The sequence below is a fragment of the Bacillus sp. 123MFChir2 genome, from assembly GCF_000383235.1.
GTDB lineage: Bacteria > Bacillota > Bacilli > Bacillales > Bacillaceae_G > Bacillus_A.
Genome location: NZ_KB910924.1, coordinates 285232 through 299515 on the forward strand (window position 1 = coordinate 285232; position 14284 = coordinate 299515).

Annotated in this window: 17 protein-coding genes; 3 read left to right on the forward strand and 14 right to left on the reverse strand. The window is 35.1% G+C overall.

The features are described from left to right. Positions 1 to 80: 80 nt before the first annotated feature. From H280_RS0101405 to H280_RS0101450, 10 genes are all read right to left on the reverse strand, one after another. The gene (locus H280_RS0101405) at positions 81 to 539 is read right to left on the reverse strand and encodes a TlpA disulfide reductase family protein (RefSeq protein WP_020059318.1); all 459 of its coding nucleotides are present in this window, start codon (positions 537 to 539) and stop codon (positions 81 to 83) included. 72 nt (positions 540 to 611) lie between these two features. Beyond that, on the reverse strand, positions 612 to 1160 hold the full coding sequence (locus H280_RS0101410; RefSeq protein WP_020059319.1) for a peroxiredoxin: 549 nt from the start codon (positions 1158 to 1160) through the stop codon (positions 612 to 614). A gap of 483 nt (positions 1161 to 1643) precedes the next feature. Then, the gene (locus H280_RS0101415) at positions 1644 to 2774 is read right to left on the reverse strand and encodes an N-acetyldiaminopimelate deacetylase (protein WP_020059320.1); all 1131 of its coding nucleotides are present in this window, start codon (positions 2772 to 2774) and stop codon (positions 1644 to 1646) included. Positions 2775 to 2831: 57 nt separating this feature from the next. Continuing rightward, positions 2832 to 3554, reverse strand: a complete 723-nt coding sequence (gene dapD, locus H280_RS0101420; RefSeq protein WP_020059321.1) for a 2,3,4,5-tetrahydropyridine-2,6-dicarboxylate N-acetyltransferase — start codon at positions 3552 to 3554, stop codon at positions 2832 to 2834. Between the two features lie 71 nt (positions 3555 to 3625). Next, positions 3626 to 4462 carry a LysR family transcriptional regulator gene (locus H280_RS0101425; RefSeq protein ID WP_081625579.1) on the reverse strand — a complete coding sequence of 279 codons (837 nt, stop codon included), beginning with the start codon at positions 4460 to 4462 and terminating at the stop codon, positions 3626 to 3628. 96 nt (positions 4463 to 4558) lie between these two features. Continuing rightward, complete coding sequence (cbpB, locus tag H280_RS0101430; RefSeq protein ID WP_020059323.1) at positions 4559 to 5002, reverse strand: cyclic-di-AMP-binding protein CbpB; 444 nt, start codon at positions 5000 to 5002, stop codon at positions 4559 to 4561. Between the two features lie 216 nt (positions 5003 to 5218). After that, positions 5219 to 5410, reverse strand: coding sequence for an antirepressor AbbA (gene abbA, locus H280_RS0101435; RefSeq protein ID WP_020059324.1), 192 nt, complete (start codon positions 5408 to 5410; stop codon positions 5219 to 5221). Between the two features lie 86 nt (positions 5411 to 5496). Then, on the reverse strand, positions 5497 to 6015 hold the full coding sequence (locus tag H280_RS0101440) for a ribonuclease H-like YkuK family protein (RefSeq protein ID WP_020059325.1): 519 nt from the start codon (positions 6013 to 6015) through the stop codon (positions 5497 to 5499). A 74-nt stretch (positions 6016 to 6089) separates the two neighbouring features. After that, positions 6090 to 6239 carry a hypothetical protein gene (locus tag H280_RS25990; protein ID WP_020059326.1) on the reverse strand — a complete coding sequence of 50 codons (150 nt, stop codon included), beginning with the start codon at positions 6237 to 6239 and terminating at the stop codon, positions 6090 to 6092. Between the two features lie 187 nt (positions 6240 to 6426). Continuing rightward, complete coding sequence (locus tag H280_RS0101450) at positions 6427 to 6663, reverse strand: YkuJ family protein (protein ID WP_020059327.1); 237 nt, start codon at positions 6661 to 6663, stop codon at positions 6427 to 6429. Between the two features lie 528 nt (positions 6664 to 7191). Here H280_RS0101450 and H280_RS0101455 point away from each other — a divergent pair. Further along, complete coding sequence (locus tag H280_RS0101455; RefSeq protein ID WP_020059328.1) at positions 7192 to 7431, forward strand: glutaredoxin domain-containing protein; 240 nt, start codon at positions 7192 to 7194, stop codon at positions 7429 to 7431. Positions 7432 to 7534: 103 nt separating this feature from the next. Here the strand turns inward: H280_RS0101455 and H280_RS0101460 are convergent, their stop codons facing one another. From H280_RS0101460 to fadH, 3 genes are all read right to left on the reverse strand, one after another. Continuing rightward, the gene (locus H280_RS0101460) at positions 7535 to 8026 is read right to left on the reverse strand and encodes a DUF3993 domain-containing protein (protein WP_020059329.1); all 492 of its coding nucleotides are present in this window, start codon (positions 8024 to 8026) and stop codon (positions 7535 to 7537) included. Between the two features lie 184 nt (positions 8027 to 8210). Further along, complete coding sequence (locus tag H280_RS0101465; RefSeq protein ID WP_020059330.1) at positions 8211 to 9428, reverse strand: EAL domain-containing protein; 1218 nt, start codon at positions 9426 to 9428, stop codon at positions 8211 to 8213. A gap of 219 nt (positions 9429 to 9647) precedes the next feature. Further along, entirely contained in the window at positions 9648 to 10412 is a 765-nt protein-coding gene (gene fadH / locus H280_RS0101470) for a 2,4-dienoyl-CoA reductase (RefSeq protein WP_020059331.1), read from the reverse strand. Between the two features lie 197 nt (positions 10413 to 10609). Here fadH and H280_RS0101475 point away from each other — a divergent pair, with 197 nt between their 5' ends. Then, positions 10610 to 11476 carry a metallophosphoesterase gene (locus H280_RS0101475; RefSeq protein ID WP_028411053.1) on the forward strand — a complete coding sequence of 289 codons (867 nt, stop codon included), beginning with the start codon at positions 10610 to 10612 and terminating at the stop codon, positions 11474 to 11476. Positions 11477 to 11582: 106 nt separating this feature from the next. Next, complete coding sequence (locus H280_RS0101480; protein WP_020059333.1) at positions 11583 to 11804, forward strand: hypothetical protein; 222 nt, start codon at positions 11583 to 11585, stop codon at positions 11802 to 11804. A 316-nt stretch (positions 11805 to 12120) separates the two neighbouring features. On the opposite strand, the gene H280_RS0101485 is transcribed toward H280_RS0101480, so the two are convergent. Then, complete coding sequence (locus H280_RS0101485) at positions 12121 to 14229, reverse strand: RNA degradosome polyphosphate kinase (protein WP_020059334.1); 2109 nt, start codon at positions 14227 to 14229, stop codon at positions 12121 to 12123. Positions 14230 to 14284: the final 55 nt, after the last annotated feature.

The following is a 14284-nucleotide window of genomic DNA, read 5'->3' on the forward strand; positions in this document are numbered from 1 at the left end:
CTCTATGTACCATATTGATTTTACACAAATTTCATATAAAATGTAAATAAAAACCTCCCTGCTACAAGGGAGGTTTTCCTTTATTCAGCTTCTTTTTCAGCTTCATCAAGAACGCGGTTTACTCGTTTTGTTAACATTTGCATACCGCTACCGCCCGCTTGAAAGTGGCGTAATACACCATTTTTATCAAACACATAATATGCTGGTACATATTGATTCTCAAAAGAGTCTGTAATTGTATGCTTATTGTCCACCAAAATAGGTTGTACAATACCATGCTCATCTGCCACTGCTTTCACTTTTTCAAGATCTAAATCTTCTTCTGAACGCGGCATATGTACAGCAATCACATTTAATTTATCTTTATAGTTATCACGGAATTCATTAATACTCGGCATTGCTTCTTTACATAAATGACAGCTAACAGACCAAAAATGAATCAATGTTGGTTTATCGCCAATTAGCGCTTCTCTAACTACTTCTCCATTTAGTACAGTCGTTTCTCCTTCTAAGGAAGGCATTGGTTCACGTAATTTCATAACATTTCCCCCTTATATATGTAGAGAAAGGTCTAACAACAATTTGCTAGACCTTGTTCACTCATTCAAAAATTAAACGTTTAAAGTCTCTTGACCTGGTTTCCAGTTTGCTGGGCAAAGTCCGCCAGTTTGAAGCGCTTGAAGAACACGGAGCACTTCGTCAACTTCCCGTCCAATGTTGTTATGGTGGACAACTTGATACATTAATTCGCCTTCTGGGCTAATAATGAATAGACCACGAAGCGCGATCCCTTCTTCTTCAAGTAATACGCCATAATCACGAGATACCGCATGATTTGTATCAGCAGCTAATGGATATTTTAAATCGCCTAAACCGTTTTTCGTACGGTCAGTGTTAATCCATGCTAAATGAGTATGAATTGTGTCAGTTGATACACCAATTACCTCTGCATCTAAATCTTCGAACTCATCATAACGATCGGAAAGGGCGATAATTTCTGTTGGACATACGAAAGTGAAATCCATTGGATAGAAGAAAAGCACTGTCCATTTGTCTTGTTTCATAACCTCTTCAAGGCTTACTTTACCAAATTCTTTGTTTGGCATAACAGCATCCATCTCAAAGCGTGGAGCTTGTTTTGCTACCATACGTTCTGCCATATGTACCAACCTCCGTTAATTTTTAGTCATATATTGTCTATCCTTATATTATATGGGAGAAAATGGTTTTCAGTCAATATCATTTAATAATAATTACAAAACAACTAACTATCAACTTTTCCCCCACCTACCATTATAAAGTATTGTGCTAGAATTACAAAAAAAATGCACCAAAGACTATAAAATTTTTGTAAGTACTTAGTTACTGTATGAAAAACCGACAAAAAAACATTTTTTCAAACGGGCGAGAGGGACTGCGATGCATAGGAGCGGTCAGGGCCCTTTCCTGCCACGTGCAAGGTTTAAAAACAAAAGTAGACAATACGTGCAGGCTCCCGCCCTATTTGCATAACAGCAGTCTATATGCCTAGAATGAATTTATAAGTAATAGAGAGACACATCTTCACTAGAATCATACCTTTTCTAAATTTCTAAAAGGTATAGCTGGTAGTTACAAATTTTTTATACAAAAAGGGACAAGCATTACGCTCTATCCCCTTTCCATTTTACGTATGTTGTTAAAAATAGAATTGCTTTTTCAATTGCTGATTCATCTGGCTGTAATTTCGCGTGATGCAGTCCATATTCAGATTCGACACCAAGCCAAAACATAAAACCTGGAATCTCACGTAGCATATATCCAAAATCTTCTCCTGTCATAGCCTCTGTACAAGTAATTACATTCATATCTGTATGTTCATCAGTAAACTCCATGAATTCCTTCGTTAACGTTTCATCGTTATATACTTGATGATACATCGCTCCGTAATCAATATGCGCTGTACACCCAAAAGACGTTTCGATTCCAGCAACAATTGCTTCAATCCGTTCCTTTACTCGTTTCATAGATTCAACAGATAATGTACGTATCGTGCCTTCTAGACGAGCTTTTTCCGCAATAACATTTTGTACTGTTCCGCCAGTAATTTTCCCGATTGTAATAACTGCACTATCAAGTGGATTGACATTGCGACTAATAACAGATTGCAGTTGTATGACAAGATGGCTTGCGGCAACAATCATATCGTTTGCTGTATGTGGATATGCTGCATGTCCACCTTTCCCTTTCAAATCAATGTATAGCTCGGATGTATTCGCAAAAAGTAATCCCTCTTTTGTCGCAATTGTCCCTACTGGATATTCTGGTGCAACATGAAGCCCAAGAATCATATCTGGTTTCCATGCTTGTAACTCTTCACTTTGTAATAACGGCAGAGCGCCACCCGGTCCTTCCTCAGCTGGTTGAAAAATAAAAACAAGATGATCATCAATTCGCTCTGTAACAAAAGCTGTTAATAATCCAAGGCCAATTGTCGTATGCATATCATGCCCGCATGCATGCATCATCCCTTCATGTAATGAAGAAAATTCATATCCTGTCTCTTCCGTAATTGGAAGTCCGTCGATATCAGCACGGTAACCAATTGTTTTTTTCGGATTACGGCCATGTACTTTTACAATGACACCTGTTTTCCATGTCTTTACTTCCATAAACTCACTTGGAAGAGTATTTATATAACTTAAAATATATTGCTGTGTTTTCCATTCCTGAAAACCAAGCTCCGGAATTTGATGTAAATCTCTCCGCATTTGAATAAATTTATTTACCATCATCGTTTCACCACCATTGATAAAAAGCGTAAGAGCCTACAAGCCCTTACGCTTTCTTTTTTATTCTTCTGAGTTCAGTTGACGAAGCTCTTGTTTAATTTCTGTTTTCGCTTTTGTTTTTTCGTCAATTTCTTTAATAACACGTGCTGGTGTTCCTGCAACAACTGTGTATGGCGGTACGTCTTCTATTACAACTGCACCCGCTGCAACAACTGCGCCTTTACCTACTGTAACACCTTCTAGAACTACTACGTTTGCACCAATTACAACATCATCTTCAACGATGACTGGCTTTGCAGAAGGCGGCTCGATAACGCCTGCAAGTACAGCTCCAGCTCCAACGTGACAGTTTTTACCTACTGTTGCACGTCCACCAAGCACTGCATTCATATCAATCATTGAACCTTCACCAATTACAGCACCAATGTTAATTGTTGCATTCATCATAATAACTGCATTATCGCCAATTTCAACCTGGTCACGAATAATAGCACCTGGTTCAATACGTGCTTTTATGCCTTTTAAGTCAAGCATTGGAATTGCAGAGTTACGACAATCATTTTCGACAACATAATCTACAACATGTTTTTTATTTCCTTCAAGGATTGTCTTAATTTCAGACCATTCTCCAAATAATACGCCTGATTTTTTATTTACAAACGCTTGCACTGTTTCTGGGAATGTAATTTCTTTTAAATCCCCTTTTATGTATACCTTTACAGGAGTTTTCTTCTCACTTTTTTGAATAAACGATATGATCTCGTTTGCATCCATCATTTTCATGCTTGTTGCCTCCTAAATCCATTTATAATGTTACTCTACCAAACGAGAAGACTCCTCGCAAGGAAATAATCTTATTTTCCTGCTTGAATTTCTTCAATAACATCTAAAAACGCCTGCACTTGTTTTAATTGTCTAGCCGATTCACTTGTTAATAACCACGTTTCTCTCGTCAGTTTTACGGGAGTTTTATATGTCTTTTCTCTTACTTCTTTTAAAACAGTAGAGGGTAAAAGTGCATAACCAATACCATTTAAAACAAGTTGCTTACACGTTTCAATTTGATCAACAACAATTGTACGTTTAGGAGGATTAGAAAATAAACCATACCACCAATTTTGGATTTGTCCATAATATGTTGAATCACTTTTAAATTGAATGAACGGTCTATTGGTGTCTTTTAACATGGAAATATCCTTAATTTCTGTATCAACTAAATACAACTCATCTTCAAATAGTTGTTGCTTATAGCCTTTATATTCTTGTGTCCCTCGTAAAATCGCTACATGAACATCACCTTCGTAAAAGTGATTTTGCACTTCACTACTCCACCCTGTAAAGAGAGAAATTTTTACGAATGGATACTTTTGTACAAACATCTTTAAAACTGGCGGCAACCAATATTGCCCAATGACAGAGGCAACAGCAATCTTTAATGTTCCATATGTTTCCGTTTGAAAAGTTGCTAGTTCACTCTTAATCGCTTCCTCTCTTTGCAACATATCTTTAGCATAATTCGCTACTTTTTCACCTTCTGGTGTAATCGTTAATCCTTTTTGAGAGCGAATAAAAAATTTCATCCCCCATTGTTTTTCCATCGATTGAAGCCTTTGACTAAGCGCTGGTTGTGATACAAATAAGCGCTCAGAAGCCTTTCGCATATTTAACTCTTGTGCTAAAATGACCATCATCTGAAAATCATCAATTTGCAATGTTTTCCCCTTCTTTCGTTACAACTGAACGATAAAGGCGACTTCTTCTTTCAGTTGAAGTCGCCTTTTCCAACATTATCGATTAAATCGTCTCACTGTTTTATTTAGTAATTTTAAAATGGCACGACGCGTCAAAATCCCTTCAAAATACGCTTCCTCGTTCTCAACACATACAAATGGATGATCAATCGTCATCTCTATTGCCTTTGAAAATGAATCCTGTAACTTAAGGCGTGGAATATCTCCCTTCATCACACTTTCTACTTTCATATCCTCTAGTTTTTCAAATTCAATCCGCTCTAGCCCTAAAATACCATCCAAAATCATCGCTGTACTTACTAATCCATGCAATTTGTACATCGGATCTAATACTGGAATTGCTGAATAGCCAGATTTCACTAAAACAAGTAAAGCGTGCTCCAAACTATTTCCAATTTGAACATGTGCTACTTTTTCCGACGAAATCATTAAGTCCTTTACAAAAACTTGCTGAAAATCTTCTTTTGGAATGCTAATCATATTGATATCCCCCACTTTAACTCATTCTAACCAGTAGCAATTGTAAAACAATCGTAAAAAACAATTCGTTCAAGTGATGTTTTACTTTCTCATTTCTATTCTCAGTTTATGACAGCGTTTACATATCATTATCTGTCTTTATTTTCTTATTTAAAATAAATAATCACAGTTCATTTTACCATAGAAACAAAAGAAAAGACCACCATTCTGGCAGCCTTAGTATCCTTCGTTTTTCAGACGCGCAAATAAGTTTGTAATTCGTTTATAATGAGATACATCTGTTTTCTTTCGCCCATTTTCAATATCAGAAAGTTCAACGGAAAGTATTTCACTCGCATAATTTTGTCGAAACAACACATCTAATAATAAGTTTTGTTCCTCTTTTGTTAAATCAATTTCTCTACTCATTTCTTCCTCCCCTTAGTGAACTGTCCTTATTATTTATTATATAAAATATTCTCTTTGTTTAATAGATTGAAAATTCAGCACAAAAATTATTTTGTGTACCGATTTGCATAACTAAACGCCGCATATGCATCGGGTTTAATTTTAGGTGTTAATCCCATTGCTGTAATCTTATTTGTCATATCTGAAATAAATTCTCTCGTTAAGCCATATTTTCCAATATCCAAATGAATCTCCATTACAAATTCAGCACCTTCTCCGCAGTATGGATAAAGAATATCCCAAAGTTGTTGTATTCGCTCAGGTGTAAATAAACAAGCAATCTCTTGACTAAATTGCGTTTCCAAATAAATTTTTTCCCGTAAACTTGGAGGCTTTCTCTTTAACGTTTGGTGATATAAACACCCCCAAGCTCCTTTTCCAACGCGATGCAAATGAATAGCTGTAATAAAACGGGTATCATTTTGATGTGCTTGTGAATCTGTTCCAATTGACAATCGATATATGTTGCGCGGTGCACTTTGAATAAAATGACAAATTCTTGAGAATACAGTTTCGAAACTCATGTGTCGCTCTGATAAATTGTAAAATTGATATTCTCCGCCCATACAGTCACGTCCCTTCTCATAGACAGACTTTCGTATTCTCATTGTATGGGACAAAGTAACAAAATATGCCTTACTTATCCTTTGCTCGTTTCGATATTCCGTATTGAATATATACAAAACGGACATTTAAAAATAACATTTTGATTCGATTGTGCTGTTAACACATGTGTAATTTCTGACTGTTTATGACACTTTGGACACACAACAATCGGCATTTTTTCCACTTTTCCCACCTCTTTATTTCGCTGCTTATGAGCAGGCCTCTATCTCAATGCCACCTGTCCGTAAGAGCCCGATTGATAAAAACTTCACTTTATAGAATGTGTTATCAGTTTAGGGTCAGAGAGAGAATCTTATTCATCATAAAAAAAGAAGGTGCCTTCATTTTTTGAGGCACCTTCTTTTTATGTATCAAGAAAGAATATCGTAAATTTCGATTGCAACCATATCAATATTATCGAATTGATATACTTGTGGTTTTTCTCCTTGTTGATACACTTCTAGCTCGTACATATCGCTTTTATCAAAATATTTTACGCTACATTTGCGTTCACCGTTCACTTCAAAATAGCGTTGTGCTACTTCGCCGCTTTCAGCTTGTTCTTTTAGACTAACAAGACGAGTTAAAATTCCTTGGAGCAGAGACATGAAATCTCCCCTTTCTCTAATGTTCCTACGAATAGGTTTTACAGCAATACTCATTCTATCCGTCATAACTGAAAAAATGTCCCACACCCTAGGATAATGCTTATGGGCAAGAAACTCAACTAAAATTTGTCGAAAAAACATACAAAAAGCCGAAATCTACACTTCTACTGCTTTTCTTACGCATTTAACAGAAAAAAATATATAAATCCAAATTAAAAAACGTTATAAAATTATTGTTTTTGAAATTTCTCCTATTATACAAGCAATACCCTATAGACCAGACTTTCTCAAGTGTCTATTCTATAGGGTACATTTTAAAACGATGTAACCATCTCCCACCTAACTTCTTTGCTTTTGCCGAATTTTGAGGTGGGAGTATTACTGCCCACGAATAGCGGGATAAAGATAAATAAGCAGTATTTAATTCATATTCAATAGAAAAATCACCATGTCTAATGAAGATTTTGCTTTATTGAAGTTTTTTATATACGAGAATATAATGAAAATAAGTTGAAGAGGAGGAATGATATGAAGAAAGTAGATATATACACACAACCTGATTGTCCACCATGTCAAATTATAAAAGAATTTTTAAAACATAATCATATTATTTTCACAGAATACAATATCAAAAAAGACGCTGCTGCTCGCAATCGTCTTCTCTATGATTATGAGTCCTATTCTACTCCAACTGTTGTTGTAGACGGAGAAGTTGTGGCAGGATTTCAAATTGAAAAACTACAACAACTTTTAGAAATAGAACAATAAAAAAGTGACAGTATATACGTCACTTTTTTTCGCTATTCGCAAATGGTAAATAATACTTTAAGAATCCTAAAAATGGTAGGGATAAAGTGAAACTCCGGTAATTTTACTCTTTTTCGTATTTTTTTATTTCAGATAAGAGCTGTTTATTTTCATGATACCCCGCCATTTTCCATTTATCACCACTTTTTTGCAGTGTAATAATTTGATACTCCTCCGTTTTTATATTACGTTCATACACGTATAACAAATTATGCTCTTGATTGTATACAATTTTTGTTTTTGATGAAAAAGTGAATGGTGCTTCTTTTGTAGGTAACAAATATTGAGCGCTCCGTTTCACATCTTGATTATTTTCATCCGTAAAAACTTGAAGAAAGTTATCCGTGAAATAAGGAGATAATGTATCATACATTTTATCCATTGATAGTCGCTTTTCACGAATAGAGAACTGCGCTTCATATCCCTTTTGAATCGTTTCAAATATTTCATTTTGATCAATTTTAATTTCTTCTTTTCCAAGAACTGTTGTTACACCTTGTCCAATTACAAATGCAATGAAAAGAAATAGCACAATCCAAATCCCATATTTCCTCATTTTCGCACCCTCCTTGTAAAAAGAGCTTATCCTTCTACTATTCATTGTAGCAATGATTATGCAATGAAAGAGTAAGTTTCGTTCGTAAAATGTTTACAACGATAGACAGCATTCTTATCATAGTTGTCACTATTACCAATTTATGATAAAAACAAACAAAAAAATGCACGAAATATTTCGTGCATTATAATAAAACATCTTCTTCATATAAAAATTCATAAGATAAATCAATAAATAAATAATGCTCATCATCAATAGGAAACGAAAACGTCCGAACCAATTCACCTGTTTCAAGATCTCCGTATAAATCAGACAATCTCCCCTTTTTCTCAAAGCGTAACTTCATAATGTTTTCTAAAAAATACGGACGCCAGCTCCAATTTTTCATATAATATTCTGGCATTAACACCCATTCTCCGTCTTTTTTCATAACATTTCCTGATTGTTGAAATCCGTCTTCATTACAAATAAAAATTCGAAAGCTACAATGTGTCACTTGTTGGCTAAAATTCAACAGCCATTTATTAAAATCTTCTATTTTCTTTTGTTTCGCTAATACATTCCCAACATTTTCTCTAAGTGTTTCTGTCAGTTCATAAACCTTCTGCAATTTTCGTTTCTCACGCTGAATAAATTGATGGCATTCACTGCCAAGGCGCTCTTTCAAAATGGCTTTATCAATAAAATTAGGTAAAGACTCTTTCAGGTAATCCCCTTGGTAATATCTTCCCCCATTTTTCCACGCATATTGCAACTGATAGAATGCATCGATATCTTCATACAATAATGTCGCTCCAATGCGTCTCGCCAAAAGTGATAGTGAATACAAAATATCCTGGTACGATTGTAACAACGCCGTTTGACGTAAATTTATTAAATCTACTTTTAAAATATCAGGAGTTAACATACTAATTCGTTCAAGATTACTTGTACCTGTTCCTACTTTATTAATCGACAATTGAATACCATATGTACGGTAATACATAAGTAAATGGTTAAACTGTTCAATTTCTTCTTTAAAATCATGTTCTGTTATTTCTAATACAATATGATTTAAACAAAGTCCCTTCTTCTCATAGGTTAATAATAAGTGCAATAAACTTTCACTTTCATCACTCATCAATATATGCGCATTACGATGCACAAATAATAAAAATGATTGATCTGTTTCCAAGTACCGATCCAATGCTTTTCCTAAAATGACATTATCTACTTCCAGTTGGTATTCATATGGAATCGTATCATCGTGAAAAAATGAAGCAAGACTGTGAATCCCTTCTTCTGTTTGTATACGTCCTACTACTTCATATCCAATTACAGTATGTTCATCAGCACTAAAAATAGCTTGATAATAAGGAAGGACTTTATCCAAATTACTCATTACATCTAATGCATCTACCATAGCGCTCCCCCTTTACTTTTCAAGATTATAACACGTTATGTAGAAAAAATAATAAAAAAATCCCTTCAGTTCTCCTGAAGGGATTAGAGGGGTAAAATGCTAAGGGGAATTAGCAATTCTACTATGAAGAAAAAAGAGGTCTTAAATATACCTTATAAACAATTTTCTGTAAAGGTTCTCTTTCTAAATGTCACAAATTCGTCACAAATCTCTTCTCTCTTAAAACGGATATTGATGCAAATGTTGACCACCATCCATTGTAATACAGGCTCCATTTATGTACGCCGCTTCTTCAGAACATAAATAAAAAGCAAGACCAGCAATTTCTTCTGGTGTACCAAGCCTGCCAAGTGGCACGCTGTGTAATGTGCGCTTCGCAGCTTCCTCAGATATCCAAAGCTTATCAGCTCCCCCAGTACGTTCAATTGGCCCTGGTGCAATTGCATTGACACGAATTCCATATTTACGTCCCCACTCAACAGCAAGCGTTCTCGTCATCGCTAATACACCCGCTTTTGCCGCTGCGGAATGAATAACACCAGGACCTGCATCCCATGCATAAGTTGCAACCATATTAATAATTGTCCCTTTTACCCCTTTTTCAATCCAATATTTACCAATAGCTTGACTACAATAAAATGTACCGTTTAACACGATGTTAATAACAGCATTCCAACCATTTGGCGATAAATCTTCAGCAGGGGAAAGAAAATTTCCTGCAGCATTATTTACTAGTATATCGATGCGTCCAAATTCTTTATCAATTGTTTCAATCATCCCTTTTATATCCTCAACATTACGCACATCCATTTGTACAGGTAATACTTGTCCTTCAAATTGTTCAATTTCTTTCTTTGCCTCTTCTAACTTTTCTAGTGTACGTCCTGTAATTACAACTCTTGCACCTTCTTTTGCAAAACGAGTTGCCATTCCTTTTCCCATTCCACTTGAACCACCTGTAATTACAACTACCTTTTCTTTCATAATTTTCCCTCCCTAAAATGAATACATATTCATTTTATCATTTTACGCGACGGAATTCTTTATAAATTTAAATTTTTCTGATATCTTTTAATAAATACACTATTTATTAACGAAAGGAGAGAAGATAAGTAGCGATCCATTCTACCGAATCACATCTTTCTACTACTATCGCTTTCTATTATCTCGCTCAAATAAATATGAATCCAATCACAAGAAGAAACTTTATAAAAAAGGGCATTCGTACACTATTGTATACTTGTATAACAACCGGTACAGGCTACTATTACGCAAAGTTTATAGAACCTTCTCTTCTCTCTTTTACAAATCATACACTTCATTCGCCCCTTATTCCACAAGGGTTTAACGGTGTTAAAATTGTTCAATTTAGCGATTTACATTTAGGATATTATTACTCACTGCAGCAACTTTCTAAAGTAGTTACAAAAATAAATGAAAAAAAACCTGACATCGTATTCTTTACTGGGGATTTAATCGACAATTATCAAACATATGAAGATACTCCATTTGTCTCATCAATTTTACAAACGATTCATGCTCCGCTCGGTAAATTTGCTATTTTCGGCAATCACGATCATGGTGGGTATGGAACAGAATACTACGGTCACATCATGAAACAATCCGGATTTGAAATATTACAAAATACTGAAAAACGCATACGCCTATTAGATGGAAGTGAAATTTCTATTTTCGGTATTGACGATATCATGCTCGGAAACCCTGACATACACGGTATCTTAAAACAAGCGCAAGATTATCTTTATACGATTGTTCTAGTTCATGAACCTGATGTTGCACCTCATATTGCAAATTTCCCTATTAATTTACAACTTTCTGGTCACAGTCATGGTGGACAAGTACAATTCCCATTCTTTGGCGCCATTATTACTCCGACATTTGCTAAGCACTATATTGAAGGTTTTTATCATATTAAGAAAAAATATGAATTGTTATTGTATGTAAATCGAGGCATCGGAACAACGCGTGTACCATTTCGATTTTTAGCAAAGCCGGAAATTACACTCTTCACATTACAATCGACATAATAGCGGAATGTATTTCGCCTATTTTCCGCACCATTCTCTCTTGTACTCGCTCATCCACGTTATTTTCCCATATGATAACAATGAGCTCATTGAAGGAGGTTTTAACATGTATCCACAATATCAGCCAATTCCATTTCGCTCAGCTCCAGTTGGTCCGATTGGAAATCCGCGATTTATACCATTTTTTGGATTTCCTTTTTTAGCCGGTCTTGCAGGAGGTATAATCGGCGGGGCATTGGCATTTGGGCCTAGACCATTCTATCCACCATATCCACCTCCACCGTTCCCTTGCTACGGCTCTCCTTGTCCAACACCGTATTTTTACTAACGTAAGTAGAAACAACTATGTAAAAAGGGCCTCAAATCGAGGCCTTTTTCTCTATGTATCTCTAACTTTATGACGTGCAAATAAATCCATTTTAACATAATATAAATACAAGTTGGTTTTTAAACATATAAGTCGCTGCTATGCAGAACAAAACATGGCCGCTACTTGCTTTCTACCTTTGTTTTAAACTTTGCACGTGGCAGGAAAAGGCCCTGACCGCTTCTATGCATAGCCAGTCGCTCTGGTCTCCTTCCCTAAAAAAGTGGTTTTTATGTCATTTTTCCAATTTATATTTTTAGAGAATTTCCGTTTTACTTTATTCCTCTTCTGTGTGTGTGTACGCCATTCGAAAGAGCTGCACTTGACTTTCGATATTTTCTATACGATCCCTTACCACATATTGATACTCTCCACCTTCATTTTGTTCACGTGCTTTTACATTATCGTCCAAAATAAGTTGTAAAACATCTTTAATTCGCATTTTCATATCAAACCCTAAAATAGGAAATGAAATTTCTACACGTTTTTCCATATTACGTGTCATCCAATCAGCTGAAGATAAATATATTTTTTCCTCTCCATTATGGTGAAAATAATAAATACGACTATGCTCTAAATAACGACCTACCACACTAATAACGCGAATATTATCACTTACACCTTGAATTTGAGGACGCAAACAACAAATTCCCCTCACAATGAGATCGATTTTCACACCAGCTTGCGATGCTTCGTATAATTTTTGAATAAGCGGCTTATCTGTTAATGAATTCATTTTCGCTATAATATAGCCATTTTCATATTGTTTATGATAACGAATCTCTTCATCAATAAGTTCAATAAATTGCTGACGAATATCAAATGGGGCAACAGATATGCGGTGAAAATGTGGTTTCATTGTATATCCGCTTAAATAATTAAAAAAGTTTGTTGCATCAATTCCAAAATCTTTGCGTGATGTAATATACCCAAAGTCAGTATATAATTTCGCTGTCGCATCATTATAGTTCCCTGTGCCCAAATGAACAAATCTTTCAATTTTCCCATGCTTTCGCCTTACAACAAGCGTAATTTTACTATGTGTTTTCAAATGACTAACACCATAAATCACATGACAACCTGCTTTTTCTAATTCTTTTGCCCACTGAACATTATTTTCTTCATCAAAACGTGCCTTTAATTCCACAAGTACTGTCACTTGCTTCCCATTTTCTGCTGCTGTTTTTAAAGCTTGAATAACAGGTGAATCCCCGCTTACACGGTATAGTGTTTGTTTAATTGCTAGTACATCTGGATCTTCAGCTGCATCTGCTACAAAATCAATGACAGGATGAAACGACTCGAATGGGTGATGCATTAAAACATCTTGTTCTAATACTTTTTCAAATATATCTTCTTCATCATCTAAATCTTGAGGTGGCTGCGGAATAAATGCAGGATAGCTTAGATGTTCATATGTAGATGCCAACTTTTTATAAAGTGCAAATAAGCACGTTAAATCAAGCGGGCCCCCAATCATATATACATCTTCATCTTTCACTTCTAACACTTCGTATAATAGGGATAATACTCTTTTATCTAAATTATCCGTTCCTACTTCTAAGCGAACCGCCGCTCCCCATTTTCGTTTTTTTAATTCTTTCTCAATGACTTTCAATAAATCACGTGCGCCTTCCTCATGAATTGTTAAATCTGCATTACGCGTAATTCGAAAACGTGTAACAGAAGATACTGTGTATCCAGTAAATAATTTATGAGTAAAGTTACTAATCACATCTTCTAAAAAAATAAATTTTTGCTTATTATCTTCATTTGGTAAAAAAATAAAACGTTCTAATAATGATGGAACTTGAACGATGCCAAGCTTTGTCCGATTTTCTTCTACTGTTTGTCTTTCGTCATATAAAATAGCAGCTAAATTTAAGCTTTTATTTAATAACATAGGAAACGGTCGATATGCATCAATTGCTACAGGTGTTAACACAGGGAAAATTTGTTCATCAAAATATTCTTCAATAAATTCTCGTTGTTCTTTCGTTAAATCCTGAAAAGACAACTGTTCAATTCCTTCTTCCTTCAGTGCAGGAAGTAACACATTTTGATAAGTATCATACTGCACTTGCGTTAATTCATGTGCCTTAAATGAAATTTTTTCTAATTGCTTTTTCGGTGTTAGACCCGCCTTATTTTCTGGTTGATTAAATCCCGCTTTCACCTGATCTTTTAGTCCTGCAGCACGCACCATGAAAAATTCATCTAAATTTGAGCTGAAGATACTAATAAACTTTAATCTCTCTAATAATGGATTACTGTCATCTTGTGCTTCTTGTAATACTCGTTCATTAAAGGCAAGCCAGCTTAATTCACGATTGTTATAATAAGCTGTATCATTCAAATTTATAAGACTATTTTTCATCGCTTCCATATTCCCTTCACACTTCCCTCTAAAGCTTTCTCAATATAATTTAGTTATATTTATT